Below are 24909 nucleotides of genomic sequence, written 5' to 3'. Positions count from 1 at the left end.
CAGTTCCTTTCGGTGTGGATTTACGTAGTTACGTCTGCGCGCCGCTGGGTGATGATCCTGATGCCCCGCCGGCGGTCGATTTCCAGGGTGCCCAGCACGTCATGAATGGATCGCGTGGGGATGACATAGTTGGTGTCGGCCGCCTGTTCGGCAGTCAGAGCCGGATGGATGACCCGATCAAGCGGCGAAAGGTCGGCCACGTCAGACGAATAACGAACCCGAAACTCGATACGCTCATAGGCCACCTTCTCAGGTGACCGGAAATTCTCGTCGTCGCCCTTGAGCGGCCACATCGAGGCCGGCCGCCGCACCGAAACATTGGCCCACGTCTCAATGGCCTCACCAGAAGCCGACTGCGTGACGGTGCGCCGCTGAATTGTCACGCGGCGATCAAGAGAGCCGGCGCGGATCATCAGGCGTTCCGCCGATGGTTGCAGAGCAGGCTGTCAAAGGCAGTCCAGTCGCTGTCCTTGGCGTTCTCGCGGTTGGCATAGCCACCGGCGATGTAGAGCAGCATGGCCCGCTTCACGTCGTCCGGAACGGTGGTATATCCGACGACTGCTACGACCGTGATCCGGGATCCGGTCTGCGTGACCGGCCACACCTGGCCGTATTTCAGCGCGATTGAGACCTCAAGACCATCGTTGCGCAGTTCGTACACCGAGGTCGCGAGCGTCTGCGTCACGCCGTCGGTGTCGACATACGTGATCGACGTAACCGACTGAACCGGCGCCTCGGCAAACTTGGCGAAATCGCTGAAGCAGTCGCATTTCACCGAAATGGTCTGCGTAGCGAAGCGGGTCCCGCAATATTTCTCGGTGAACGCCCTCGCGCCGGCGATCATCAGCGTGATGAGCGTATCGTCATCCGTGAAATCGATCTCGGCCTGTGCCTTCACCTCGGTGGCAGAGACCGGCTCCGATGAAGCCGCGGCCGTGATCGTTGCCGGATACCACATCAGCGCCGGTGCTTCTGCTTGCGGTGGACGAAAGTCGAGCGCGTCTCAACAGCCGGAGCAGCGACCGCGCGTTCGATCTGCTGTTCTGAAATCGGCACGGCGAAGCCCGCCGCAATGAGGCGCATGGCCTCATCCTGCGGGAACTCGCGCCTATCGCCGGGCTCCAGAAAGTATGCCGGCCCCGAAAGGCCGACGGTCATCTCGACAATCACGCGGTCGCCTTCAGCACCAGGAAGTTGATCACCAGCACGTTGTTGCCGGCGACGGACGCGTCCAGGTTCGTCAAGCGCAGCTTGAATGACCCGGCTGCGACCGCCGACACAGCAACGTCGAAGGTGCCGGCCGACGTGTGGGTCTTGATGCACGCCACGACAACGTCGGTTGCGGCGACCTGGCTGTTCGTCACGGTGAACTCAGCCTCGGCACCGGCGGCCACCGTCTGGCTGACCGTGGTGATGACGCCGGTCATGGCGTTGCAAGTCACGCCGGTGGTGATGCTGGTCAACTGCGTGACCGCCGTCTGGCCTTCGAAAGTGATCTTGCCGCCAGAAGCGACCACCAGCTCGTCGCCGCCATTCCTGCGGTAGACCTTGGTTTGATAGGTTGCGTCGGCCATTGGCGCGCGCTCCTGAAATTCGGGGGAGATGGGGAGGCGGGGCCCGAAAGCCCCGCCTTGATGGATTACGCCTGGATCAGGTGTTTGACCGCCGCCGCGTCTCCGAGCTCACCGTCGAAGCGGATGAGGCCAGCGATGCCGAGATCGGGCCAGAAGCGCTCACGCATGACGCCGATAACCGGAGAGCCGACCTTGCGCACGAAATACTTGCTCAGGTCGCCGAACAGCATGGTCTTGTTGCCGGTGGCGAGCGAGGCCATCGCCTGATTGATGTGATAGCGGCGGCCGTTCAGGGTGCCGGGGACACCCTTCTGCACGTCGCCCATCTGCCAGATGTACTGCCCCTGACCGTCCTTCAGCTTCCGGATAGCTTTCAGGGTGCTATCGTTCAGCATGTAGGCGGCCTTCGGGCTGGAGCGATAGGCCGGATCGACCGAGTGTTCGAGATCGATGATCTCGTCGAAGGTGATTGCCGCGACGGCAGCGGCGGTGACACCGAGGGTCGAGGCAGTCACGATGCCGTTCGGCGCCGAGGAACCTGTGCCGGTGGTCAACTGCGAGTTGGCGATTCGGCCGAGGCGCTCGCCGAGCAGCGAACCGAGCAGGGCTTCCATGTTGAAGATGGAATCCATGTCCAGTTCCCAGCTCCAGCGAACGAAACGGGTATCGAAGGCGTAGGCGTCCAGCGACTTCTGGCCGAACGTCACGTCCTTGCTGCCGTCGTCGACAAGCGCGGTGTTCTCGGTGTGCGCCACGGCGGTCACGGTGGTGTCGTCGACCGTCGGCAGCTTGATCGGGTTACCGCTGGAGGTGACCATTTCGGTGGTCACGCCGGGATCGTACATCGGTCCCCAGGCGAGCATCGAGCGGATGATCTCGTTTGCCAGCTCGGTCGGAACGGTGTAACCGCCCGCCGTGGTGGTGCCGACGCTCTGGGCACGCTGTTCGAACTTCGTCACACCCTGACGCAGAACGGCGCGCTCTTCCGGCTCCAGTTCACTCGGATCGACGCCCGAAACGATCTTGGCGAACACCTTGCGGTATTCGATCTTGGTGCCATCGTCCTCGCCGCGGGCCTCGCCGTCCGGATTGGTCGGACGCTGGCGCGCGCGAAGCTCGTCGGCGCGCTGCTCCAGCGAAGTGACCTTCTCCTCGCGCACGATCTGCGCTTCGAGGCGGTCATACTCCGCCATCGCGGCGTCGTGCTGGGTCTCCAGCTCCTTCGCGCGGGCTTCGTCGGCCTTGTCGATCTGATCGAGACGCTCGCGGGCCTCGGCGACGATCTTCGCCTGCTTCTCCCGCAGTTCCTTGATGGTCATGTAGTACTCTCCAAAAAAATGGCGCGGCGCGCCGTTTCATTGGGCTTCGGCGGGATGCCTAGGCTTTACTCCGCGACCGAAGGTCGAGGGTGGTTTTCATGCGAAGGCGATGCGCCGCCGCGTTGAAATTCTTGCGCTTCTGCTCCTTGCGCGCATCGTCCAGCGACCGCAGCGCAATGGTGGTGTCGTCATAGGCCGGAAACGCGACGGCGCTGACTTCGAACAGTTCGACCTTGTGAATGGTGCGCGCCGGCACCTTGCCGGACTCGTCCCACTCGTCATGCGTCACGCGAAAGCCGAACGACATGCCGGAAATGTCCCCGCGCTCCAGTTGAACGGCGAGATCGCGGCCGTCCGTCGTATCCGGAAGGTCAATCTCGACGGCGAGGCCCTTCTCGTCTTCCTTGAGGCGCAGCGTCCCCGCCGAAGAGCGGCCAATAACACGGCCGCTGTCGTGGTCGATCAGCGCGCGGATGTCCGACTTCTTCAACGTCTCGGCAAAGGCGCCCGGCGCGATCGTTTCCGTGAAGAAATCGCCGATGTCCGTGCGATTATTGAAGAGCGCGGCATAGCCCTTCGCGACCTTGCCGCCGGCATCACTCGCGCGGACTTCAGGCGGGCTCGTCGTCGCCCGTCGTTCCAGGCTCATTGTCATCTCCGTTGTCGCCCGACTTGTCGGCCGGCGCGGTCGTCACAGGCACCGTTCCGAGAGGCACGGTTGCACCCTGCATGTACGCAACGTCGCCGCCCTTGACCGGCGGCCGGTTGTCGAGCGCGCGCGCCTCGTCTGGCGTATAGAGCGCGGTCTGAACACCGCGGGCGAGCGCATCGATGCGGCTCTTGAAATCTCCGCGCATCAGCGCATCCAAATTGTGCTCTGCATATCGGCCGCCCGACTTCTGGCCGAAGACCTTGAGGTTGATTTCGTCTTCGAAAGCGCTCGCCCATTGGGCGATCAGGTGCTTGACGAGATGAAGATCCTGCTGCTCGGTATTCGAAAACGTGCCGTGCGTCAGGTCCTGCAAGAAGACCGGCGGCAAACTGTAAACGCGCGCGATCTCGACGACCTGAAACTGGCGCGCCTCGGTCATCTGTCCTTTGGCCGGATCGAAGCCGACGGGCTTCAACTCATACCCGGCCGGGATCGGAAACACCGGCTCGCTGTTCGATTTCGCGGCGTCGATCGCGCGCTTGATGTCGCCCTGAGCCCGTTTGACCGCCTCCACGCCTGCCGGCATTGGCCCGACTAGCGCTAGGGGCGGAACGCCGCCGCCGGCGAAGAACCCGCTGGCGTAATCGTTCATCGCCAGCGCCAACTGGATGGCCTTCGACGCCAGCATGATGGGGCCATAGACCCCTAGCTGGTTGCGCCGAAGCATGAACGGAAGGTCGATGACGTCCGCAGCAGGGTACGTCTTCCCCCCGAATTTGTAGACCTTTTTGCCGTCGACCCTCTGGACCGTCGTAAATCCTGGGTCCATCGGCCAAATTCCGACCACGTTTCCGCCGACACGCTCGATCCAGGAGAGGCCTCGCCCCCCGGTGAACACCTGCTGCCAGAAATATTTGCGCCAGCCGAAGCTGGTCCACTCCGGATTGGGCGACTCGTTCAGCAGCCGCTGAATTCCGCCCTTGATGCGCTCTGCGCCGGCTTCCTTCGAACGATAGGCGTGCAGAGGCAGGTTCGCGAGGCTCGCCGAGACGAAAGAAACCGCCGCGGCGACGGCCGGCACCTGCAATGCGCTGTCGATCGTAACCGCCGGCAGATTGCCGGACTGCACGCCGAAGTAGGACAGAAAATTCTCAGCACTCACCGGAACGCGCGGATCCTCCGGCGAAGCGCGCTTTTCAGACCGGCGGATCTCGAAATTGAAAAGCTTCACGAGCCCACCAGACTATAGTTCGGATCGTCCCATGGCGACGTCGGATTGAAAAACCCTCCGTCATAGGACAGTGCGGCACCGACGGCCATTGCCAAGGCGATGGCGCAGTCGATCTTTTGCGTCGATCGCTCTTTCGTGAGCCAGTAATTCCCCCAGCGGTCGTTGTCGGTAACAGCCGACATCATCGCCGAGATCAGCACCGGGTTACTCTTGATCCGGATGCGCCTTTCGAGCAGCAATTCCTCAAGCTGGCGGATGCTCATTGGCATCCACAAGCCCTCAGCATCGCGGCCTGCGAACTTCGCCGCCTCCTTCATCGCATCGTTTGGCTGGCCCTTCTTCGTCCCGCCTTGCGGATGCTCGACGAATTCGACACTCAGGCCGAGATTGTCGCATTCCGGCTCCAAACCGCGCTTGAACGCATATCGGTCATACGCCACGCACTTGACACTGAACTCGTGAGCGGCTTCGGCGAGGGCTTGAGCGACGTGGAGGTAACTGATGCTTGCGCCCTTCGGCGCGTTCAGGTGCCCGTCGCGCACCCATATGTCGTATGGCGCTTTGTCGCGATCCTGCCGCGCCTTCAGCGTGTCGCCCGGAGTCCAAGCCTCGATCCATGCGTCGAACGTTGGCTTGCCGAGGTGCTCCCCCTCAGTGACCACTCCCGTTTTCACGCAATAGCCGAGCGCCGTAATGTCCTTGTTCTGCGAGAGGTCACACCCGACCCACACATCACCTCCGTGGTGCGAGCTGACATCGAAGTGAGCCAGGCACGGCTCAAGCGTCGCGCGCGTCATCCACGCAGTTTCGGCTTCGGTCCAAACACAGAAGTGAAGCCGGAGAATGTTGTTCAGCTTAGCAGGGATATCCTTACCCTGCTTCACGACCCCAGCGAGATATTCCTCGGTGATCGTGACGTTCAGCAGCGGGTTCGCTTTTGGCCAGCACGAAGGATCCTCCAGAGGATCATCGCCAGGATCAAGCGCACACACATAGCTAAAAGTGGTGTCGTCAATGATCTCGCCCAAGTAGAACGGATCATCGTCTTTCGCCTCGCGATTGCCGGCCGCGACGCGGATTGCGTGTTCGTGCTCGGTGTAGCAGACCGAGTTGCGGTCGCTACCGCTATTCGTGATCATCACCAGCATCGGCTGCCGGCGAAACTTGAAGCCGCGCTCCAAGATTTCGAGCACGCCGCCGTCGGGATGCTCATGGAGCTCGTCGACCAAGGCGAAGTGCGGACGCGGACCGGATCCCGTCTTCTTCGTCTCTCGCGACACCGGCCTGAAGAACGAATTCGTCTTCAGGTAGGCGATGTTGTGTTCCTTACCTTCGCCGCCACTGAACTTCAGGCGCTGCTCTAGCGCCGGCGACTTTTTCACCATTTTCACCGCGTCGGCGAAGAGAATGCTGGCCTGTTCCTTCGTCGCACCCGCGGAGTAGACCTGTGCGCCAGCCTCACCATCCGCCGTCAGGCCGTAGAGCCCGATGCCGCCGGCGAGAGGCGACTTGCCGTTGCCCTTGCCCTGCTCGATGTAGGCACGGCGGTAACGCCTAGTGCCGTCCGGCTTCTTCCAACCGAATAGCGAACCGATGATGAAATCCTGCGGCGGCGCCGACTTGAATGGCTGATTATCGAACTGGCCTTCGCTGAGTTTGAGCCGCTCCTCGAAGAACCGCAGCGCCTTGGCTGCCGCTTCCTTGTCGTAGACCAGATCCTTCCGCTTCAAATCGTCCAAGTGCCGTCGGCAAGCGTTGCGCACATGCGGCCCTGCTACAATCTTCCCAGCAACCACCGCCTTTGCGTATGCAGTGGCGCGGTCGACGGGCTTAGTCGTCGAAGAACTCGTCCTTGTCTTTTTTGCTTTCATCCAGCACGCGATTCCGCTCGTCGGTGAGGCCGAGCTCGCTCATCAGCGCGCGCAACTGGCCAACCTTCGCCGCCGGAAAGCTGACGGGAGCAAACCGGAATTCCTGCCACAGTTCACAGAACAGGATCGCCGCCGGCTCGCGTGACCCATCCAACCACCCAGCCGGTTCGATGTATTTTTTCCAAGCATCGAGCGCATGGCTCTTGAGATGCTTTGGCCGCTTCAACACTCCGAACGACGCCCCAGATTGCTCCACCGCCTGCTTCGCCTGGTCGGCGTCGCCGTGACGGGTGTTGCGGTGCGTTCCATCTACGATTCGGAGGTGAGCCGGCTTTGGCTTGGCTCCCCTGGAAGCCATATTGACCACCTCAGGACGTTAATCTGGCTTTCTGCGAATTTTTGGGCGCCACCGGTCCGGAAAGCGAAAGGCGAGAGGGATTCGACCCACCCCCACCCATCACCAAAAGAAATTTTCTTTCGCGATTTTTTTAAATTTCGAGAGGCCATCCATCAGGCCCAACGATTTGCCTTGCTTGCCCACCACGCTCAATGCGCTGCTCATCTATGTCGTGGCATGGCTTACAAGAGGAGGCTAGGTTGTTCGGATCAAAGAACAACTCTGGATTTCCACGATGCGCCACCTTGTGGTGCGCAACCGTAGCCTGAACCACCTTGCCTCTGTCCATACACCGCTTGCACAGTGGCTCCAGCCTAAGCTGGGATGTCCTTAGCGCCTGCCAGCGGGCAGTGCTATACAGCTTGCGCCATGGCTGGGTAGTCCTGCGCCTAGCGTCATGCTCTCGATTGCGCTGCCTTAGATCGAGAGGCTTAGGCATCAGTTCCGATCACATGACCTACTCCGGACGCAAAGCAATCACGCGCCATAAGGCGCGACGACCGGTTATTTACCGGCGCGCTGCTGTTCCACTTACCGCCCGAAGGCGCGGCCTCTAACCGGGTATCCAGCATGCGACTTCTGTCTCTTTATGCCGCTAGGTGATTTGCATATCTGCCACAATGGCGTTTTTGATTATCCACACACATCCCACAGGCTATGTTTGTGCATGCTTCTTCTCACGGATGAGACCTGCGACTCCAGTTTGACCAGCATTCCACGCGATCAGCGCGGCGCGCTCTAGCGCGGCATCCTCGGCTTCGCGAATGTGCATAGCGATGACAACAAGAAATTCTTCGCATGCCGTTTTGGCGCGCTCTTCAGGGCTCATCAGACCTTCTCCAGTTGCGCCCCGTTGAATACGGCCTTCGTCTTGCGCCCGAACAGGTTGACCAGTGCCGTGATCGCTCCCTTGGGATCGAGCGAATATACCTCCGCCGCAAACCCGCTGAAAGGCCCTTCGGCCACACGGACAGGCTCGCCCTTGGCGAAATTGTGAACGCCGGTGATCGCCCGCTGGGCCCGTTCCATCTCAATCGCTTCGCGGTGGCGAATGGCCGCAACAGCGCCCTCCTGGATGGCGCAGGGAATGCCCTCGAAGCGAAGATAGTCCCGCACGCCTACGACCCTCTTGGGGATGCTGAAGTCAGAAACGCCCTCGATCAGCTTGGCGAAGATGTAGCCCGGAAACAGCGGACGCTCGACCTCGACCTTGCGGCCGCGCCGGACCATGCGCTTCAGCACCTTCGGCGCGTAGGCGTCAATTCCGCGCTCGCGTAACCCTTCCGCCGCACGCCCTTCCCGATTGGGCTCGGCGAGGATGATAAACCAATTCGGACGCTCATCGATCACTGACCCGACCTCCCCGAAAAGACCACGAAGCCGACTGGTTGCCGTTCCTCGCAGACCATCAACCGATTGCCGTGCTGATCGTAAAGCCCGGAGAATCTCGGCGCGGCCGGCTCCGCTTCAAGGACCGTGCAGGACGGCACATGAGTTCGCATGTCGTCGTCCCAATTCATGGCTGGACGATATACTTTCACGCCTCACCCCCACCTTCCACATGAGCAGCGCCAATGCCGTCCTGCGAGGCCTGCACCACAAGCTTCCAAATCCGGTCCCGCTCCACGGGACTGATGCCCGACAGCGCCTCCGTGACGTCGCCCCGTGTCACCTGGACCCGAGAGCCGATCTCGATGCGCCTGCGCACCGGCCTATGCTCGATCACGTTCATGCATCAGCCCCGCTGCAAAATGCCGCCAACGATGTAGCCGGCGGCGCAGAAAGCTACGATGGCGATAGCCCACGGCCATGTCGCATCGGCCCATTCCCGGACTACCTCCATCGCCGCCAAGCCTTCCCCGTATGCCCCGTTCACGCTGCGTCCTCCGATCTCGGTGGCAGCTTCTCGCAGGTGACGTCGTCGTAACCAGGCGGCACCCTGCTGTCGAAGTACCAGCCGCGCCGTCCGGTCCGATGACCATCCGCGTCCTGATGGTCGGTGACAGGACTTCCGCGGCCGCCACGGTATTCCCGCTGCCAACACGCCCACTCCGGCGTCCCTTCGTCGACCCAGACCTTGCTGGAGACCACCTGCAACTGCGGCGCCGCGGCGCGCCCGTGCGCCTCCCTGACTGCGCTGTCGCAGTAGACCAGCGAGGCCATGTCCGCCTTGCGCTTCAGGATCGGTGTAACCGCCGCCTGGATGGTGCCAAGCGCGATCCCGTCGAGCAGCCATGTCGCGATCTGGCGCATGTCCGGCGGCTTCCGGTTCAGACTGGAGCAGAGGGCCGTGAACGACGCCACGAGCACCGCTTCGTTCTTCAAACCAATCTCATCAAGCACGCGCGGCGGCTCTGCTCTGCTCTGCTCTGACTCTGTTTCTGCTCTGCTCTGCTCTGGGGCCGTTTCATGGAACGTGTTTGAAACGTTTCGCGCAACGGTTCCTGAAACGTTTCTTTTCCTCTCCCTGTGCCGTTTCACCCTTTCCGTTGAGCTATCTGAGATGAACTGCCGATCGTCCCAATTGTGCGGCCTGAATACCCCGTCGCAATTGTCTATCAACTTTGCCGCCACGAGCTTGGTGATCCACTCTGCGACCTTGGCCGGCTTCATGCGCAGCCGGACGGCGATGTCAGCCGTCGGCGGCAGCGTGCCACCGTTGGCGGAGGCCACGCACATCAGCGTCCACCAGGCGCGGTGCATCGCATCCGAAAGTTTCAAAAGCTTCGGATGATCAATGCTGTCGTCGTATGCGCGCCACCAGTGCGTCATGCTTCCCGCCCCGCCAAGAATTTGCCGCGCAAGATGAGCCTCTTGGCGGTCGTCACGCTCACCTGAAACAGGCCCGCGACGGCCTTCCTGGCCTCTGCGTTGGTCAGGTTCATGCTCACGCCAAGCGCGATGCGCGCCATGTCGTCGCGCTTCTGCTTCGGGATGTGCCCCGACCTGTTCTCAGTTTGTTTCACTTGAAACGCCTATTCCGAAATATGCGCCGCAGCCTCGCCGGCGATGCCTGACCAGCCGGCCATGTCGATGTAATTGTCCATACGGATCGGACCGGTCTCTGACCGCGCTAGCTTCAGCAGCACCATGAACTTCGCCACGTCCTCCGCCGTCAAAGCACTCGGCGGCGCGTTGCGCGTGGCGTGCAGGTGCGCATTCCAGTAGATCGCGATGCGCGTGAGCCCCGACACGACGTCGCCATAGGCGGCCTTCCTATCGCCTCCGACGAGGATCCCCGCGGCCGTGATGATGTCGCTCGCCGTCATCGCATCGTCTCCCGCAGGTGCAACAACCGGTTCGCGACCTGCCACTCGTGCAGACCGAGCCGCTTTGCGACGTCGTAAGTGTCGAGCCCCTGCTTCCACAAAGCCAAGATCAGGCCGTCGTCGACCAAGGTCATCTCTTGGGCGTGCTGCCGCTGCTCTTTCATGCTGCCTCCGCTTCTGCCGAGGCGCTGCGCCAGCGGTGCACCTTCTGCCACCGCACAATGTAGGCTTTGTGGGTAGCGAACGCGCTGCGTCCCATCAAAAGCGCCTCGCAGATCTCGCTGGCGGTCTTCCCGGCAACGAGAGCCTCATAGACAGCGCGCCGGCGCGTCCCTTCGCGCGGAATCATCCATCCGCGTTCGTCGCGCTGGTTTTGCAATTGGCCTAGCTTCCTCCCGCGATCGCTCACGCCGCCCTCCCGTGGAAGACGCCGCTGGCGTAAATCGGGTACTGATGCTTATGCTTGCCCGGATCCGACAGGCACGGCCGCACGCGACCGGTGCGCGCAATCACGCCGTCCTTGATGGCGCGCATCCACACCGCGCCCCAGGCGTTCGGATGCGACGGCTTCACTTTGCAGAAGCGGAGGACGTCGTCGACATGCACCTCGGCCTGCCGGCGCGCCACGTGGCAGATTGCGGCATAGGCGACCTCGCCGAAGTCGCTGACGAGCGCCTCCGCGAATTCGGCCTCTATCATGCCGATGTCGCGCGCCTGCATGGCCTGGCGCGCCGCGTAGTCCTCGAATGAGAGTTGCTGTGCCATCAGCCCTCCACCGGCAGCGCCGCGGTGTTCCGAACCGCCTCCGCCAGCATGTCGCGGCGCTCGCGCACCGTCATGTCAGGCAGGAAGCCGAGCTGATTGCGATATGATGGGCTGGTCTTGCTTGTGCCCGCATTCACCTTCGGCGCTTTGAACTCGCCCGCTGGCCGCATCGCTAGGGATCCGCTGGCGAACGTCCCGCCCTTGGTGCGTGCTAGTACGGTGATCGACTTCGGCGCAGGTTTCGGCCGCTGCCTGTCTGCAAGCCGGCGAACTTCAATCCGCCGTGCCATAAGGCTCACGTGGTTGCTCTTTTTGTCCGGCAGATTGAGACGGTGGGCCTTGCCGAGTACGGCATTCCGCGTCGTGCCCAGCTCTTCCGCGATCAGGCGCGCCGACATCGCGTCATCGTCCCAAAGCATACGCAGCCGCGCTACGGCGTCTTCAGTCCAAAAGCTAACCGGTGTCATTGCTGCAACCCTGCTTCGATGAGTGCGCGCAGCTCAGCGACCTCGGCCGCGAATGCTGGGTCGGACGCCATCTTCGCTTCAACCTGACGGATGCCGTGCAGTACGGTCGTGTGATCGCGTCCGCCAAACCGCCGCCCTATTTCAGGAAGCGACTTGTTCGAGAGCACCTTGGCTAGAAAGAAACCTTTCTGCCTTGGGCGAACGATGTTCTGCGTTCGCCGGTGAGACAGCAGTTCCGCCAAGGTGATGCCGTAATACTTAACGAGCACACGCTGGATCATCTCAATCCGAGCGAACCTTGGTTTAGGCAGCGAATGCGTCGGTTGCTGGCTCCTGACGATCAGGTCAAAAAACCACATGCAGTGGCACCAAGGCTGGGCGAACGTCTCCTTCTTCGCCTCAATCCAGATCCTGATTGCAGGATCGATCGGGTCGGCAGGTGGAACGACAATGAGCGTCGCGGTATTAGGTTTCGGCGGTCGCTGCCCGAAGAAGTTCTGCCGCCGCATCTTGCGCTCAGCAATGCGTTGCTGAGGCGTCATCCGCATGTACGGATCGTCGTGCACAAGCGCGGTGATGGACTCCATGGCCCTGCCCTTTCTCTGTCGAAATATTCCCGCCTCGCTCGCGCGAGTTGATGCGCAGGATCAGCCCTGCGGCGGGTCGGCTTCGTGAATGTGCGTGCTAGCGAGGTGCGTCATCGCTATCGGCCCCCGGTGCGAGCCACGGGGCGATGCGGTAAGCGAGCGTTTCGGCCGTCCGAAGTAGCGCCCACCCGATCCAGGTTCGGGCGCGAAAGGCCCAAGGTAGTTTCGGCCCGGGCAACGGCGGCGGAAATACGTTTGTCGGCATTCAGCGCCCCCTTGATGCGGCGACGCGCGCCAACATCAACGTCCCCAGACGTTTCGAGTTTCAGGATCTCTTGTGCGTCCTCAGCCTGCCGGCGCCGAACCGCGGCGAGCGTCATGACCTTGGTCATCCAGCGCCACCAGAGCGGTTGCGCGTCGCCCATGATGGCGATGAGGAAATCAATGCCTTCCTCTGACCGTAGCAGCGCCTGCAATTCCTCGACCGTGTAGTCACGAGAACCGGCGAGTCGATGCTTCGCAACGCGCTCAGTCATTTCGAATTCGCGCGGAAGCAAATCGATCAGAAAACCCCATGTTTTACGGGGTTCTTTGATTTTAAGCACCGCGCTGATCACAGCGTTGACGTTCGATCCGATACCCAAAACGGAGAAATCGATACCCGTTTCGGCACCCCTCAAATTTGCGGTATTCGGCGATATCGCTGATGCTGTTCGCATGAGTTACGCCCTCGCAGAAATGGATGTGGATTTGGCAGCGATCCAACTGGCGGCGACGACGCGCAACGTGGTCGCGTTCATGCTGTCGCGATCGGCGGCCGCCACCAACGCAGGACCAATGGCAGCGACCGCCTGGCGATCCCCCGCAGAGGGGAGCTCAGAAGAAAATGCGGAGGCGCCGTTAGACGCCTCCGCCAGTGTCGACGCGCTGGGAGGAAACGTGGGGGGTACGCGCGTCGGGTCTGAAATGGTGACGGCCGCCACCGTCAAGCCGGGCTGGTGGACCTCGGTAGCGGCCGTCTGGCTCCCCGGATGGGGAACTGTGAAACTCAAAAGGAGGTGAGGATGGCGGACAACCACACGATCAAAGCGCCCTGCCCGGTCTGCGGGTCGAAGACCACGAAGCCTGCGATCTGGTTTCGCACTGTGCGCAGCTTGGTGCGCTACATCGTGGTGTTCGCGAATCTCAACCACCGGCGATAGGAGACAATCGGTCATGCCGCTTGCTCCTTTTGACCTGGAACGTCTTCCGGCTTTTCCCAAAGGTCGGGGCGGATTGCGGAGGCAGGAATTTCACCATTTGAGAAATGGTGAATGGCGATAGCTAGGCGCGGCCCAACGCGACCTGTACGCTTCGCCTTATTGATCAAGGGCTGGCTGAGTTGAAGCTGGCGCGCGAGCTTGGCCTCCGACCCGCCGGCGCGTTCGATGGCCAACTCGATGAGTTCCTTGCTTCCCATAACCTAAGCATAACTAAAGTTATGAGGCAGTCAAGAACCAATGTTATCAGGACAACCAATAACTACTGTTATAGATTTCCAGTCCATGGAACCTGGAAATTTGATTCAAACTGAGCGCATAAAGCGCGGATGGTCGCAGGCCGAACTGGGCAAGCGGGTCGGAATCTCGCAGGTCGCGGTGAAGAAAATCGAGGCAGGCGAAACGCGCCGATCGAAGTACTTCCCCAAGATCAGTGAGGTGCTCGGAATCCCGCTGGCGAAGCTCGACACGTCGCTCTCCAGTGGACCGATTGCCGATGTGGTTAACCATCCCTCAATGCAATCGAGAGGTAGTATTCTTACGGAATTGCAGCCTATCCCCCCCGAAAGGTTAATGGGTACTTCCGACCTTGACGTCTATGGTACTGTCAATGGCGGTCAGGGGGTTTTAGTGTTGTCAAGCGAGCCGTTTTCACAAGTGCCGCGTCCACAAAATTTGTTCAACATTCAGGGTGCATACGGGGTTCTCATCACTGGCCACTCGATGGCGAAAGAATATCGCGAAGGCGACATTGCATACGTCAACCCTCACCTGCACCCGCGCGTTGGAGATGCATGCGTGTTCCAAAGCCATAAGCCGGACGGAACGGTTGAGGCGATGATCAAGTACCTAACGAAGGCTCCAGAGGCGAGTTCCACTCTTTGGCACGTGGAACAGAGCAACCCGCAGAAGAAGTTCACCCTCAAGAAGTCGGAATGGCAGATATGCCATGTTGCCGTCGGGAAGCAGAGCGGACGCTAGAGACCTCCCGCTATGCTGGACCTAGAACCCGCCCCTCGTGGCGGGTTTTTCATTGAGACCAACGCTCCGCCTCGAAATTATCGAGGTTCATAACTTTTCTTATTGACGCTGCGATAACTTCGGTTATCATCGTTCTCATCAGCCTACGGGCTAATTGATGGGGCGAGCAATGTCCGATTTCCTCCTTTCCCTTGGAATTGCCGCGGTCGGAACGTTCCTGATTTGCGTGGTGTGCGTCTGATGCCCCAGGCCGCCACCAGCGCCGGCGCGCTTTTATCGCCCGAGATGGCGGAGATGCTGCGCGCCGGCGCCGCGCACGAGCTCGGCATCATCTGCCGCCCGGGCCAGGTGCAGAAGCTCTGGCCGCTCCTCCGTGAGGCCGAGCGTCTCGGCTATCTCCGCTTCCTCGGAATGGAGCGGCCGTGGATCACCGAGCAGGGCCGACGCGCGATCGGCGCGCCGTCGCAGGCTGAGGCTGACCGCGCGCGCCTCGTGGCGCTGTGCGGCCGCCGCAAGCCGCTCCAGCCGCGCCGCGATGAGGATCCCCGGACGGACTTCGACTATCGGTCCTACCGCTCCATGGATTACGTCTGCACGCTCGTGGTGCGACAGCCGGACGGTCGCGCCAATCCGTCGACGGTGCGCATCGGCAAGTCGCTGAGCAGCGATCCGCAATTTCTCGGCCCGCGCAACGCAATCATCCTTCCCGAATGCCAAGGCACGCCGTTCGTGCTCGCGCTGATGCCGAAATGGCTGCTCGATCGCGCGCTGTTTCCGACCTGTCCGTTCCCGCTCGATGAAGAAGACGCCGCTTGGTCCGCCGAAGATCGCGCGATCTGGGATCGCCTGCGCAACGTCTGCATGTCGGTGAACACGCGCATCCGCCGCGGCGGCAACCGCCGACCCACCGCGAAGCTTCACTATGGGGAGTACGCTTGATGGCCGAGGTCATTCCATTCCCGCGCGTCGATGGCGCCGCCGCGACGTCCAGCACGACGACTGGACTCTCGCGCGCCGAGTTGCGCGAGACCGCATGGTCGAACTTCTACCGCGCCGAACGTCGCCTCGGCGTCATGCCTGAACTCGCCTACCAGCGAGCCGACGAGCACGCGCGGCGGTTCGATCAGCTCCTCGACAGCATCGGTCTCATCATGTCGGAGGTCGGGTGATGGACTTTGCCTTGATTGTCGGGATCTTCGTGCTCGGCGCGGTGTCAGGTGCGCTGGTCATGCTCGCCATGGTTTCGGATCGACTTGAGCCGCGCACCGCAGAAATTCACTCCTACGGAGACGACCTTGAGCAGCGCGCGCGGAGACTCCAGTGATCGACCGGTCATATGGAAAGCTCGTCTTCGAGTGCGATTCCTGCCCCGAGGTTCTGGAGACGGACACCGCCGATTTCTCGGAAGCATGGGACATGGCGCGCGCCGACGGCTGGAAGGCGAAGCAAATCGGTGTTGATTGGCTGCATGGCTGCGCGAAGTGCGGAGTACCGCGATGACCGAGCTCCGCCAGCGCACGCCGCGACAGCGGGACGACGCGCACCTGCGCTTCGTGCGCCAGCAGTCCTGCTGCATTCCCTACTGCAAGCGGCCGGCGGAGGCGGCGCATATCCGAATGGAATGCCTGGCGATCGGCAAGCCGTCGACCGGCATGCAGCAAAAGCCGGACGACAAGTGGACGACGCCTCTGTGCGCCTACCACCACCGCGACGGCATCGCCGCGCAACACAAAATGGGCGAGCGCGACTTCTGGCAGATGGTCGGCCTCAATCCTTTCGAGATCGCCGCGCGGCTCTGGATCGCATCCGGCGGCGCGGCGCGCGAGCTGATCGAACCGCGCGCCGCGCGACCAAAGCGCGTCAAGGCGCGCAAACCAAAGGAGCAGCGTTGCAAGATCCCCTCCGGGCGGCCGTTGCGCTCGCGCGGCTTCGACAAGCGACGGCCGGAGGCTCGCCCATGATCGCCCTCTTCGCCGTCGTTCTCGGGATCATGTTGGTGCTTGGGGTGCCGCTGAAGGGGATCGGAATCTTCGTTCTGATCTGCGGCGTGCTTGCGCTTGCGCTTGCGAAATGAGGGCATGCACGTTTTCGCTACGACAGGGAAAGAGCCATGGGAACTGATCAGATGACACGCGGGGAACGCATCCTCGACTACATCTATGATGATGTGGATCAGCGCCTCAACCCCCACCAGGAAGACTGTTGGTACTGCGGCGGTGAGGGTTACACCTTCGATTGCTTCGACAGCTGCTGCCTGGATGCCGATATCGGCTGCGAGGAATGCTCCCGCGATTGCGTCGAGTGCAAGATCTACGCGGGCCAGCGGGCCAAGGCCATCCGCGAGGAAGTGATCGCGTCTAATGACGTCGAAGTCGCCATTGCCTGGCTGAAGTCAATCGGCCGCTGGCGCGACGGGATCACCGAAGAACAGGTCAAAGCCGAACTCGAAAAAGAACGGGCCAAGAGCGCGCAACCCGGTGTTGCTCTGCCATCGCCAGAAAGAAAACGCCCATGACCGATAGTGACATTCGATCCTCCGCTGCCACTGATTACGTTCTGATGCCGCGAGAGGCCACGCGCGCCATGACAATGGCAGCTTGCGACCGCTTGCCGTCTTGTGAACACGTCTTCGGCCACGCAGGCGAGATTTTGCGCAGCGCATACGCTGAGATGGTCAAGGCGGGGGCTGTCGATCCTGCCCAACAACCGGGGAAGCTCGGCGACCCGCACCCGCATTGGTCGGAGCAGGCAAAGAACAAGAATTACCCGAAGACCTTGGCGGAATGGGACCCGCACCAAGACCCGGTTGGCGAGCATCTGGCTCGTGCTGAGAAGCGCCTTCGCGTCGCAATGGATCGCGACGACCCGCGAGCGCCGGAAGAAATGGCGATCGTCTCTCGATGGGATTTGACGACGCTGGTGCATGATTGGTGGCACAAGTGCGCTGTCTTCGACCTATGGCGCAAGGAACGTGCAGAAAAGGCCGCAGGGGTACAGCCCTCATCTGCCGAGACGGAGCCTGTCCTGTGGATTTGCTTGGTCGGCGAGGATGGCCGGAAAATGATCCGCGCCTGGACAGCCGATAAGTTGCGTGCTGAGCAACTGCGGCTGGAAGGTCTTGACATGCAGCCGCTCTACCTGCGCCCTGAACCGCAGACAGTGAAAGAGCCATTCGCTGAGAAAACCGAACCCGTCGCGTATGTGAATGGAGACGAACTCGACAATTTGCTCGATGATCGGACCACCTTAATTCAGGGCACCGCAAGCGGCTGGCGCAAAACACCCCTTTATAGACAAGGGCCGCAGCAAACATGGCAGCCCATCGAGACGGCGCCGAAGGAGCAATCGGCTTATCCGATCCAGATCTGCGGTTGCGGCTTCAGAGGCACGTCTATCGCGTGGTGGACAGGCGAGGTGCAGGACGCCACGCATTGGGCTCCGATGCTATCCCCACTTTCGCGCCCTCAACAGCGGGGTGGTGAGTGATGGTCGCGGCCCTCTACGTCGAAACCGGCGGCTGCTACTTCGGGCTTCCGAACGTAGATCCCTGGGATATTGACCGCGATGCTCGAGGTTATGCTGGTCCTTATCCTGTCGTGGCTCATCCGCCCTGCGACCGCTGGCACCAGCTTTCGGCCGTCAATCACAAGCGCTGGGGATACACGATCAACGAAGATGGCGGCTGCTTTGCCGCGGCCTTTGAGGCCGTGCGAAAATACGGCGGCGTCCTCGAGCACCCCGCCGAGTCCAGGGCATTCAAGTTTCACGGCATCCCCGAGCCGGTTTCTGGAAGCTGGCAGCGCACGATTGACGGCGATTGGGTGACGGAGGTCTGGCAATCCAGCTATGGGCATCGCGCCCGCAAGCGGACTTGGCTGCTCTATCACGGCGCGACGATGCCGCCCGTCTTGGAATGGCGGAAGGTTGCTGGAGAGTTTCAGATCGGCTTCTTCGATCAGAGGCGCCCACAACTGCCGAAAGCCGAGCGCGCTGCAACGCCCGCTCCGTTCCGCGATCTGCTCCTCTCGATCGCGAGGGGCGCGATGGTGACTTCGCACAACCACCACACCCAGGGGGAATAGCATGGTACCGGATGGTAAGCCGGGGAAACGGCGATACGGGACTTGGGCTGGCAACCCTCAAGGCCACGCCGAGGACATTACCCGTTGCATCGAAAGCGTTTATCCAAAATGGACTCGCGCTCCGATCTCCGGCCAATGTTTGAGAAAGCGCGGCCATGGGCCGAATGGCGAATATTGCAAACAACATGGGGCCAAGGCTGATGCTCGCACTCCCCAGGGGGCTGAAAATGGCTGATTGGCTTGGATATACCCTCTACGTGCGCGCACCTTGGTGGATCATGCGCCGCGACAACGCATTCGTATGCTGGTGCTTGCGGCATGCTGGAGCGTGGGCCTATCGGGACCACGACTTCGGGCCTGTGAGTGATGTGGGATCACCAGCGCCCCCGGAGGCGAAGCCGTGAAGCCGTCAGCTTGGTATCGCACTGGCGATTGCCGCATTGCGCCATGGTGGTTTGGAATCATGCGCGCCGAGTTCATGGAGCGGCGCGACTTCCGCTGGGAGGGTGACGACGAAGTCGTGAGTTTCCAGACGCGATGGGTTGGCGCAGGACGCTTTCCTGCCGAGCTAGACGTGACATCGCCATTCGGTTTTTGGAGCACAATGTCAACGCCGGTTGGCGATACGAAGCGTTATGGAGATCGCGCGCTTTGGCGGGTTTCATCACCTATTTCCGCTCCAATTCCTCCATGCCTCCGGCACAATCGGCAAGTCCTGATCAGTCGAAGCCCAGTCAGTGAAAATATTTTTGAAAATGCGCGGTGTTTTGCCAACAGTGAACATCGCTAACGCATTTCCGAAGCTTGCATCTTAGGGTATATTCTGCGTCATGAACCGCCTCACCCTTCCCGAAGCTGCTGCGGCCCTTCGCACGTCGAAGCGATGGCTGCTGGAATGGCTGCGCAAGCATCCTGCGGACAAGGCGGGAGAGCCCTATTTTACTCCCGTAGGACGGGATAAGCTTTTCCATCAAACTGACATTGCTCGTATCGAGTTCGCTTTGCGGGAGGGGGTAAAGTGCCGCTCAGTCTCAGGCCGCCGCGCGCCGGTAAAACGCCGAATTATGAAATCCGCGGAACCTACCTCGGATGCCGAGTGGAAGTTAGCAGCGGAACTCCTAAACGATCCGTCGCTCTCAAGCAGCTCAAGCGGATCGAGGAGTGTATCGAGACCCACGGGCAATACCCAGCGCCCACCACTGAGCCTGATCCAGGGGAGCCGACCTTCTTGAGCGCTTCGATCGCCTATCTCAGGGATGGTCGGGGCCGGCGCTATGTTGCGCCGTTGGTTAAGCATTTCGGGAAGAGGCCGCTGCGCGAGATGACACAAGAGGCGATCGACGCCGCTGCTGTTGCGATCCTGCCGACAGGAGCTCCGGACTACCGCAATCGTGCCGTCTACGCGCCGACGATCACGATCCTGCGTCACGCGCTCGGGGACAAATGCCCTACCTTCCGCCGACCGAAGGGATCGAAGGGGCGCCAGAAGAAGGACTTCATGTGGCCGGCTGACGCCTTTGCCATCATCGGCGAGGCCGACAAGATCGACCCGGAGTTTGGCCTGTACCTTCGCCTGCTCCTCTATACCGGCATCCGCAAGAGCGAGGGCCTGAAGGCGCTGGCAGCCGACACCAAGCCGGAGGAGCGCGCCGCGTGGCTGCGCACGTCCAAGAACTCAGATCCCCGCATGCTAAAGCTGCGGGAGGACATCGTCGGGCCGCTGGCGGCCCACCTTGAGAGCCATAGCGGCGACCGCCTATTCAAGTTCAACGACGGCGGCCACTTCAAGCACATGCTGATGCGGGCCAAGCTTGCGGCCTGCGGCTTGCCGTGCCCGAAGCGCCGTCCGATCGGCTGGAAGGTGCCAGAGCATCGTCTGTCGTTTGTCGGCTTCCACACCTTCCGCCATACCTGGGCGACGTGGATGCGGCGCTACGGCGGCGCCGACGTGCAGGGGCTTGTCGAGACCGGCAATTGGCGCGATCCGCGTAGTGCTTCCCGCTATTCGCATGTCGTCGCGCGGGAAGAATGGGACCGTGTGGACAATCTGCCGGCGATGGGGAATGGACGGGGAAAAGCCGCCAATGAGTGAAATTCATCAATCCCATCAAGGGGCGGACTTTCCTCCCCCAATGGCTGGCCGCAACTTTTTGAGGGAATTGCCGCTCACTCCGCGGCTTCGAGATTAGCGGGTCTATCGACCTCGCCCAGCGGCGACACGGCAGGACCATTGAGCGCGGTGCCGTCGGGCGCGAACTGCGAGCCGTGACATGGACAATCCCAGCACTGCTCCAGCGCATTCCAGTGCACGACGCAGCCGAGATGGGTGCAACTGGCCGAGTGCAGATGCAGACGTCCGTTGCGGTCGCGGCAAGCGGCAATCTTCTTCAGGCCGCTGCGGACGAGACGCCCCTCGCCCGGCCGCAGCCGTTCGACGCTCGCAATCTCGCTCGCCGCAAGATATTCCGCAAAATTCTTCAGCGGCGTGATGTTCTCGCTGATGAACTCGCCGATGTTCTTCTGGATCTTCCGTGACGGAGCGTAGATGTCTTGCCACGGGCTCGCGCCCGTCGTGATCAGATCCGTCAGCAAGAGGCCGGCGACGAGCCCGTTGGTGATCCCCTGCCCGGAATCGCCGCTGACGATGAATAGATGCTCCTCGCCGGGGCTGCGGCCGATGAAGCCGGCGAAATCAACCGGCTCCAGCACCTGGCCGGACCAGCGATGAGTGACCTCGCGCAAACCGGGCAGGCGATCGCGGGCCCAGCGCTCGAGCGCGTCAAGGCGCTGTGCGCCGTCGTTCGCTTCGCCCGATTTATGATCTTCGCCGCCGATGATCACGATGTCCTCGTCAGCTGAGAACGGCTGGAGCCGGACATAATGATAGGGATCGAGCGTATCCCAATAGAGCGCATCCTCCAGCGCGCCGGCCGCAATCTTCGCCGCAAGCGCATAGGTGCGGTAAGGCGCCTGCTTGGTGTGGATCGCCACCTGCACATTGACGGGCGAGTTCGTCGCGACCACCACGTCGGCGGCATGGACCTCGTGACCCGAGGCCGTCGTCACGACCATGTCGCCGTGGCGTTGACCGATGCTCTCAACACAGGTGTTGCTAAAGAGCCGCACACCCCGCCGCTCGAGTGCACGCGCTAAGCCCGCGAGATATTTGGTCGGGTGCATGCGCGCCTGGCTTGGAAAGCGCAGCGAACGCACCTGGCCCTTGGCATGGAACGGGGTTGGCTCGATGCAATTCTCGACGGGAATTCCGAGCTTGCGACAGCAATCCAATTCCTTGTCCAGCTCCGATGCGGGCGTTTCGGGCGCCAGCACCCAGTAACCGTCGACGCGTTGAAAATCACAATCGATGTGCTCGGCACCCTGGATGGCCTCGGCGCGATCGATCGCGGCAGCAACGCTCTGATAGTAGCGGAGCGCGCAATCATACCCGCGCACCCTCACCAACTCGTCGTAACCGTCGTCGAGCGCGGTGGCCAGGTGGGCAGTGGTGCGCGCCGTCATCCCGCTGCCGATGCCGCCGCGGTCCAGCACTACGACCGAGCGTCCATGGCTGGCGAGCTCATAGGCGACCGATAGCCCGGCAATTCCAGAACCGACAACGACGACGTCCGTACCCATCGTACCGGATAGCGCCGGGGCATCGGCAACCGAAACATCCATCCAGAGCGATCGGGTGTGCTCGTCTCGTACATTCATGACAGTACTCCTCGAAGCAACAAACGATGCGACGGGACCAGGGTTCCTCTCCGACCGCCGGCGAGCGGAAATGCCAATCGAAGATCACCACATTCATTAGGAACCTTCATCGCGCTCGCGCTTGAAACGGCATGAAAAATCCATCACCCGGAATGCGCAGGGCGTTACGTCAAGCCCAATTGTACGGACACCTGCTCGTCCGGAATGACAGGCTGTATTACCCAGGAGGCAATCATCCGATCTGCTCGATCCAGCTTGCACGCGAGATGGTCAGGTCAGGATGGATGACCAAGCAGGACGGCGAATACGAGATCACGCCTGACGGGCAGCTTGCCGCCGAAAGCGAGTACAGTCGCTGATGCGCCCGCTGGGTCCAGCCGCAACTTCGACAAAAAGCCGGTCCTGACCGTCGAGCCAGAAACAATCCAAGCCGCAGGTTATAAGCGGCGCAGAGACGCGCGCGTGTCAGTGCACGAGACTGTTTTTGTACATCCTGCCGTCCTTCATAATCACCACAAAATTCTTCGAGGGATCTTCGATGAGCCTGATGTCGTCGAGCGGATTTCCGTCGACGAGCAGGAGATCGGCGAGCGCCCCCTCCTCCACGACGCCGAGCTTGCCGGGATAGGGATCCCGTAGACCGGAGAGGCGCAGCAGTTCCGCATTGGTTGACGTCGCCATAGTCAGTGCTTCAGCCGGCGTGTACCAGCGCGTGAGCGCGCTCAGCAACGCACCTTGCTTGTCCGCCAGTGCCTTCGAGAACAAGACATCGGTACCAAACGCGGTTTTGATGCCGTACTTTCTTGCCAGCGCATAAAGGCGGTCAGTGCCGGCAACCACCTGCCGCATCTTGTCCTGCTCGGCAGGCCCAAGTGCGGTCGCGCCGGCGAGATCCAGGAACGGCTGTGTGCTCAGCCATATTCCCTTTTCCGCCATCAACCTTGCGCTCGCCTCGTCCATGAGGTGACCGTGCTCGATGCATCTGACGCCGGCGGCGATCGAGCGTTGGATCGCGACCGGGGTATAGGCATGGGTCGCGACATAGGTGCCCCAATTGTCGGCCGCCTCAACCGCGGCGCGGAGTTCGGGCTCGGTGAAGGTCGAGACATCGAGCGGGCTGAACGGCGACGCGACACCGCCGCCCGCCGCAAGCTTGACCTGCGAAGCGCCTTGCATCAGTTGCTCGCGCGCCCGCATGCGGACCTCGTCGGGACTGTCGGCGACCATGCTGCCGCCGATCCGCTCCATGCGGCTGAGCATGCGACCGATCGTGCGCGGCAGATCCGAAAGCTGGCGAAAATCGCCATGACCGCTGGTGATGGTGATCATGGCGCCCGAGGGGTAGATGCGAGGGCCGGCAACGAGATCCTCGTCGATGGCCTGCTTCAATCCGAACGAGGGTCCACCCATATCGCGCACCGTCGTGAAGCCGCGCATCAGCGTCGCAGTTGCCTCGGCCGCGGCGAGCAGATTGTTGTAGCCAACATCGCCTGCGAGCGCGGCCATCGGCGTCGGGCGCACCAGCATCGCATGCCAGTGTGCGTCGATCAGCCCGGGCATCAGCACGCGGCCACCGCCGTCGATTGCCAGACCGGCAGCAGTGGCGTCGCCGGTTGAGATCTTCTCGATGGTGTTGTTCCGGACAAGAACGCTGGATGGTGCAGAGAGCGAAACGGACTTGCCGTCGAATATCCGGACGTTGCGGAACAGGATAGCGGAGTCCTGCTGCGCCGATACTGGTGACGGAAGACCGAAGACGCCTCCAACGAACCAAAGCGCCATGACAGCCCGCAGGAGCGTCGCCGGCCTACGCCAACTCGACATAAGTAATCTCCGCGGCGCTTACGCAGGCTTTGCCACGGGGAGCCACGCAAAAGCCAGCCACCCGATGCCGTGAGACAACAAGTCGATGCCGAGCAACAGTCCCAGAACCCACAGCCCGGTCATCGGAAAGCCCGTGAGGATGATGAGTCCCGCTAGAACACCAAATACGCCCGACGCGAATATCATGCCGCCGCCCTGCTGCCAGCGGCCGATGCCGATCAGCATGCGTACGACACCGGAGACCAGCAGCGCAATGCCGAGCACATAAGTGAGCAGGAGGGCTCCGGTCAGCGGTTGGGTGACCAGAACAATGCCGAAGGCAATATAGAGCATGCCGAGGATGATCTGCCAGACGAAGCCGCCCCAGCCCTTGGTCCAGAACGCGTGGAAAATTTCGAAAGCGCCCGCGGCGATGGCCATCCAGCCAATGAACAGCGCACTGACCACGGTGAAGAACGCGATGTCGCCGAGCACCATCAGCCCCGCGAGCACCATGAACAGACCCAGCAGCACACAGACCCAGCGAGGCGGTTGCGGCAGGCCGGTCGCGCCCATGGGTGCGCTATTGTCGTAAGTTGTCATGACATCCTCCTCGGTTTACCTCCAACGCCATCCGCAATGACGGCGGCCACGGTGCCACCAGCACTCCCAGCGCCGACGCCGCCGATGCCAAGATGGCGGGCGAGGCCGTGGACGCTGTGGCGGCCGACGCGCCGGGCGTTGGCCGGAGTCCTGTAACGGACGGGCAGTCTGCTGCGCAAAGGTGCCGGCGACGGGCTCGCGTCTACTCGGAACGGGACGATCCTTTGGCTCCGGCAGGGCCACAGCATCGTACGACCCGAGGGTCACTCCTGCACCAGCGACAATCACGCCTCCCAACAGCGTCCGCAACGCGGCGCGTCGATCCATCTCGCTTA

The 24909-nt window shown here is 61.7% G+C and carries 38 protein-coding genes; 12 read left to right on the top strand and 26 right to left on the bottom strand.

From position 1 onward, the window contains the following. Positions 1 to 20: 20 nt before the first annotated feature. The 22 genes from IVB12_RS05550 to IVB12_RS05445 form a co-directional block, all read right to left on the bottom strand. Complete coding sequence (locus IVB12_RS05550) at positions 21 to 413, bottom strand: head-tail adaptor protein (protein ID WP_247296430.1); 393 nt, start codon at positions 411 to 413, stop codon at positions 21 to 23. Continuing rightward, on the bottom strand, positions 413 to 958 hold the full coding sequence (locus IVB12_RS05545) for a head-tail connector protein (protein WP_247296427.1): 546 nt from the start codon (positions 956 to 958) through the stop codon (positions 413 to 415). Before IVB12_RS05545 ends, IVB12_RS05550 begins: the two co-directional genes overlap by 1 nt. Then, positions 958 to 1158 carry a hypothetical protein gene (locus tag IVB12_RS05540; protein ID WP_247296424.1) on the bottom strand — a complete coding sequence of 67 codons (201 nt, stop codon included), beginning with the start codon at positions 1156 to 1158 and terminating at the stop codon, positions 958 to 960. Before IVB12_RS05540 ends, IVB12_RS05545 begins: the two co-directional genes overlap by 1 nt. A gap of 8 nt (positions 1159 to 1166) precedes the next feature. Continuing rightward, positions 1167 to 1574 (bottom strand): hypothetical protein, encoded by a 408-nt coding sequence (locus IVB12_RS05535; protein ID WP_247296420.1) that lies wholly within the window; start codon positions 1572 to 1574, stop codon positions 1167 to 1169. A gap of 65 nt (positions 1575 to 1639) precedes the next feature. Then, positions 1640 to 2893, bottom strand: a complete 1254-nt coding sequence (locus IVB12_RS05530; RefSeq protein WP_247296417.1) for a phage major capsid protein — start codon at positions 2891 to 2893, stop codon at positions 1640 to 1642. Between the two features lie 58 nt (positions 2894 to 2951). Then, the gene (locus IVB12_RS05525) at positions 2952 to 3542 is read right to left on the bottom strand and encodes an HK97 family phage prohead protease (RefSeq protein WP_247296415.1); all 591 of its coding nucleotides are present in this window, start codon (positions 3540 to 3542) and stop codon (positions 2952 to 2954) included. After that, on the bottom strand, positions 3505 to 4776 hold the full coding sequence (locus tag IVB12_RS05520; protein WP_247296413.1) for a phage portal protein: 1272 nt from the start codon (positions 4774 to 4776) through the stop codon (positions 3505 to 3507). The genes IVB12_RS05525 and IVB12_RS05520 overlap by 38 nt, the downstream gene beginning before the upstream one ends. After that, positions 4773 to 6515 carry a terminase TerL endonuclease subunit gene (locus tag IVB12_RS05515; protein ID WP_247296411.1) on the bottom strand — a complete coding sequence of 581 codons (1743 nt, stop codon included), beginning with the start codon at positions 6513 to 6515 and terminating at the stop codon, positions 4773 to 4775. The genes IVB12_RS05520 and IVB12_RS05515 overlap by 4 nt, the downstream gene beginning before the upstream one ends. A gap of 91 nt (positions 6516 to 6606) precedes the next feature. Then, on the bottom strand, positions 6607 to 7014 hold the full coding sequence (locus IVB12_RS05510; RefSeq protein WP_247296409.1) for a hypothetical protein: 408 nt from the start codon (positions 7012 to 7014) through the stop codon (positions 6607 to 6609). 121 nt (positions 7015 to 7135) lie between these two features. Continuing rightward, positions 7136 to 7333, bottom strand: coding sequence for a hypothetical protein (locus IVB12_RS05505; RefSeq protein ID WP_247296407.1), 198 nt, complete (start codon positions 7331 to 7333; stop codon positions 7136 to 7138). A gap of 366 nt (positions 7334 to 7699) precedes the next feature. Next, complete coding sequence (locus IVB12_RS05500; protein ID WP_247296405.1) at positions 7700 to 7873, bottom strand: hypothetical protein; 174 nt, start codon at positions 7871 to 7873, stop codon at positions 7700 to 7702. Beyond that, entirely contained in the window at positions 7873 to 8394 is a 522-nt protein-coding gene (locus IVB12_RS05495; RefSeq protein ID WP_247296403.1) for a transcription termination/antitermination NusG family protein, read from the bottom strand. The genes IVB12_RS05500 and IVB12_RS05495 overlap by 1 nt, the downstream gene beginning before the upstream one ends. Before the next feature lie 187 nt (positions 8395 to 8581). Then, positions 8582 to 8770 (bottom strand): hypothetical protein, encoded by a 189-nt coding sequence (locus IVB12_RS05490; protein WP_247296400.1) that lies wholly within the window; start codon positions 8768 to 8770, stop codon positions 8582 to 8584. A 146-nt stretch (positions 8771 to 8916) separates the two neighbouring features. Next, complete coding sequence (locus IVB12_RS05485; RefSeq protein ID WP_247296398.1) at positions 8917 to 9816, bottom strand: hypothetical protein; 900 nt, start codon at positions 9814 to 9816, stop codon at positions 8917 to 8919. After that, entirely contained in the window at positions 9813 to 10010 is a 198-nt protein-coding gene (locus tag IVB12_RS05480; RefSeq protein ID WP_247296395.1) for a hypothetical protein, read from the bottom strand. Before IVB12_RS05480 ends, IVB12_RS05485 begins: the two co-directional genes overlap by 4 nt. 9 nt (positions 10011 to 10019) lie before the next feature. Continuing rightward, complete coding sequence (locus tag IVB12_RS05475) at positions 10020 to 10313, bottom strand: DUF6378 domain-containing protein (RefSeq protein ID WP_247296394.1); 294 nt, start codon at positions 10311 to 10313, stop codon at positions 10020 to 10022. Beyond that, positions 10310 to 10477, bottom strand: coding sequence for a hypothetical protein (locus IVB12_RS05470; RefSeq protein ID WP_247296393.1), 168 nt, complete (start codon positions 10475 to 10477; stop codon positions 10310 to 10312). The genes IVB12_RS05475 and IVB12_RS05470 overlap by 4 nt, the downstream gene beginning before the upstream one ends. After that, a complete protein-coding gene (locus tag IVB12_RS05465; protein WP_247296391.1) occupies positions 10474 to 10722 on the bottom strand; it encodes a hypothetical protein in 249 nt (82 codons plus the stop codon). Before IVB12_RS05465 ends, IVB12_RS05470 begins: the two co-directional genes overlap by 4 nt. Then, positions 10719 to 11078: a hypothetical protein gene (locus tag IVB12_RS05460; RefSeq protein ID WP_247296389.1), complete on the bottom strand. Its 360-nt coding sequence runs from the start codon at positions 11076 to 11078 to the stop codon at positions 10719 to 10721. The genes IVB12_RS05465 and IVB12_RS05460 overlap by 4 nt, the downstream gene beginning before the upstream one ends. Then, positions 11078 to 11545: a GcrA family cell cycle regulator gene (locus IVB12_RS05455; protein ID WP_256467093.1), complete on the bottom strand. Its 468-nt coding sequence runs from the start codon at positions 11543 to 11545 to the stop codon at positions 11078 to 11080. Before IVB12_RS05455 ends, IVB12_RS05460 begins: the two co-directional genes overlap by 1 nt. After that, a complete protein-coding gene (locus IVB12_RS05450) occupies positions 11542 to 12132 on the bottom strand; it encodes a helix-turn-helix domain-containing protein (protein ID WP_247296384.1) in 591 nt (196 codons plus the stop codon). Before IVB12_RS05450 ends, IVB12_RS05455 begins: the two co-directional genes overlap by 4 nt. A 116-nt stretch (positions 12133 to 12248) precedes the next feature. Then, positions 12249 to 12851, bottom strand: coding sequence for a hypothetical protein (locus tag IVB12_RS05445; protein ID WP_247296382.1), 603 nt, complete (start codon positions 12849 to 12851; stop codon positions 12249 to 12251). On the opposite strand from IVB12_RS05445, the gene IVB12_RS05440 reads away from it, so the two are divergent. Then, on the top strand, positions 12850 to 13194 hold the full coding sequence (locus IVB12_RS05440; protein ID WP_247296380.1) for a hypothetical protein: 345 nt from the start codon (positions 12850 to 12852) through the stop codon (positions 13192 to 13194). The genes IVB12_RS05445 and IVB12_RS05440 overlap by 2 nt on opposite strands. A 2-nt stretch (positions 13195 to 13196) precedes the next feature. After that, on the top strand, positions 13197 to 13334 hold the full coding sequence (locus IVB12_RS05435; RefSeq protein WP_247296379.1) for a hypothetical protein: 138 nt from the start codon (positions 13197 to 13199) through the stop codon (positions 13332 to 13334). An 11-nt stretch (positions 13335 to 13345) separates the two neighbouring features. Here IVB12_RS05435 and IVB12_RS05430 read toward each other — a convergent pair whose 3' ends face one another. Beyond that, the gene (locus IVB12_RS05430) at positions 13346 to 13567 is read right to left on the bottom strand and encodes a YdaS family helix-turn-helix protein (protein WP_247296377.1); all 222 of its coding nucleotides are present in this window, start codon (positions 13565 to 13567) and stop codon (positions 13346 to 13348) included. A gap of 109 nt (positions 13568 to 13676) precedes the next feature. On the opposite strand from IVB12_RS05430, the gene IVB12_RS05425 reads away from it, so the two are divergent. The 9 genes from IVB12_RS05425 (at position 13677) to IVB12_RS05385 (ending at position 20546) form a co-directional block, all read left to right on the top strand. Further along, complete coding sequence (locus IVB12_RS05425; protein WP_247296375.1) at positions 13677 to 14372, top strand: helix-turn-helix domain-containing protein; 696 nt, start codon at positions 13677 to 13679, stop codon at positions 14370 to 14372. 240 nt (positions 14373 to 14612) lie between these two features. Then, positions 14613 to 15311: a hypothetical protein gene (locus IVB12_RS05420; RefSeq protein ID WP_247296373.1), complete on the top strand. Its 699-nt coding sequence runs from the start codon at positions 14613 to 14615 to the stop codon at positions 15309 to 15311. Continuing rightward, positions 15311 to 15541 (top strand): hypothetical protein, encoded by a 231-nt coding sequence (locus tag IVB12_RS05415; protein ID WP_247296371.1) that lies wholly within the window; start codon positions 15311 to 15313, stop codon positions 15539 to 15541. Before IVB12_RS05420 ends, IVB12_RS05415 begins: the two co-directional genes overlap by 1 nt. Continuing rightward, on the top strand, positions 15541 to 15696 hold the full coding sequence (locus IVB12_RS05410; RefSeq protein ID WP_247296370.1) for a hypothetical protein: 156 nt from the start codon (positions 15541 to 15543) through the stop codon (positions 15694 to 15696). Before IVB12_RS05415 ends, IVB12_RS05410 begins: the two co-directional genes overlap by 1 nt. 172 nt (positions 15697 to 15868) lie before the next feature. Continuing rightward, positions 15869 to 16333, top strand: a complete 465-nt coding sequence (locus IVB12_RS05405; protein WP_247296367.1) for a hypothetical protein — start codon at positions 15869 to 15871, stop codon at positions 16331 to 16333. 149 nt (positions 16334 to 16482) lie between these two features. Then, positions 16483 to 16887, top strand: a complete 405-nt coding sequence (locus IVB12_RS05400) for a hypothetical protein (RefSeq protein ID WP_247296365.1) — start codon at positions 16483 to 16485, stop codon at positions 16885 to 16887. Then, entirely contained in the window at positions 16884 to 17858 is a 975-nt protein-coding gene (locus IVB12_RS05395; RefSeq protein WP_247296361.1) for a hypothetical protein, read from the top strand. The genes IVB12_RS05400 and IVB12_RS05395 overlap by 4 nt, the downstream gene beginning before the upstream one ends. After that, on the top strand, positions 17858 to 18454 hold the full coding sequence (locus IVB12_RS05390; protein WP_247296359.1) for a hypothetical protein: 597 nt from the start codon (positions 17858 to 17860) through the stop codon (positions 18452 to 18454). The genes IVB12_RS05395 and IVB12_RS05390 overlap by 1 nt, the downstream gene beginning before the upstream one ends. 1228 nt (positions 18455 to 19682) lie before the next feature. Continuing rightward, positions 19683 to 20546: a tyrosine-type recombinase/integrase gene (locus IVB12_RS05385; RefSeq protein ID WP_247296357.1), complete on the top strand. Its 864-nt coding sequence runs from the start codon at positions 19683 to 19685 to the stop codon at positions 20544 to 20546. Positions 20547 to 20620: 74 nt separating this feature from the next. Here IVB12_RS05385 and IVB12_RS05380 read toward each other — a convergent pair whose 3' ends face one another. Next, positions 20621 to 22168 carry an FAD-dependent oxidoreductase gene (locus tag IVB12_RS05380; protein ID WP_247296356.1) on the bottom strand — a complete coding sequence of 516 codons (1548 nt, stop codon included), beginning with the start codon at positions 22166 to 22168 and terminating at the stop codon, positions 20621 to 20623. Positions 22169 to 22299: 131 nt separating this feature from the next. Here IVB12_RS05380 and IVB12_RS05375 point away from each other — a divergent pair, with 131 nt between their 5' ends. Next, positions 22300 to 22527, top strand: coding sequence for a hypothetical protein (locus IVB12_RS05375; protein ID WP_247280057.1), 228 nt, complete (start codon positions 22300 to 22302; stop codon positions 22525 to 22527). 106 nt (positions 22528 to 22633) lie between these two features. Here IVB12_RS05375 and IVB12_RS05370 read toward each other — a convergent pair whose 3' ends face one another. Together IVB12_RS05370 and IVB12_RS05365 are read right to left on the bottom strand one after the other, a co-directional pair. Beyond that, positions 22634 to 23950 carry an amidohydrolase family protein gene (locus tag IVB12_RS05370; protein WP_247296354.1) on the bottom strand — a complete coding sequence of 439 codons (1317 nt, stop codon included), beginning with the start codon at positions 23948 to 23950 and terminating at the stop codon, positions 22634 to 22636. Between the two features lie 60 nt (positions 23951 to 24010). After that, positions 24011 to 24574, bottom strand: a complete 564-nt coding sequence (locus IVB12_RS05365; RefSeq protein WP_247296353.1) for a DUF308 domain-containing protein — start codon at positions 24572 to 24574, stop codon at positions 24011 to 24013. Between the last annotated feature and the right edge of the window lie 335 nt (positions 24575 to 24909).

The organism is Bradyrhizobium sp. 179 (genome assembly GCF_023073535.1).
In the GTDB taxonomy this organism is placed as follows: Bacteria; Pseudomonadota; Alphaproteobacteria; order Rhizobiales; family Xanthobacteraceae; genus Bradyrhizobium.
Note: the sequence above shows the minus strand (reverse complement) of the source record. Positions and strands in the feature narration are given on the sequence as shown.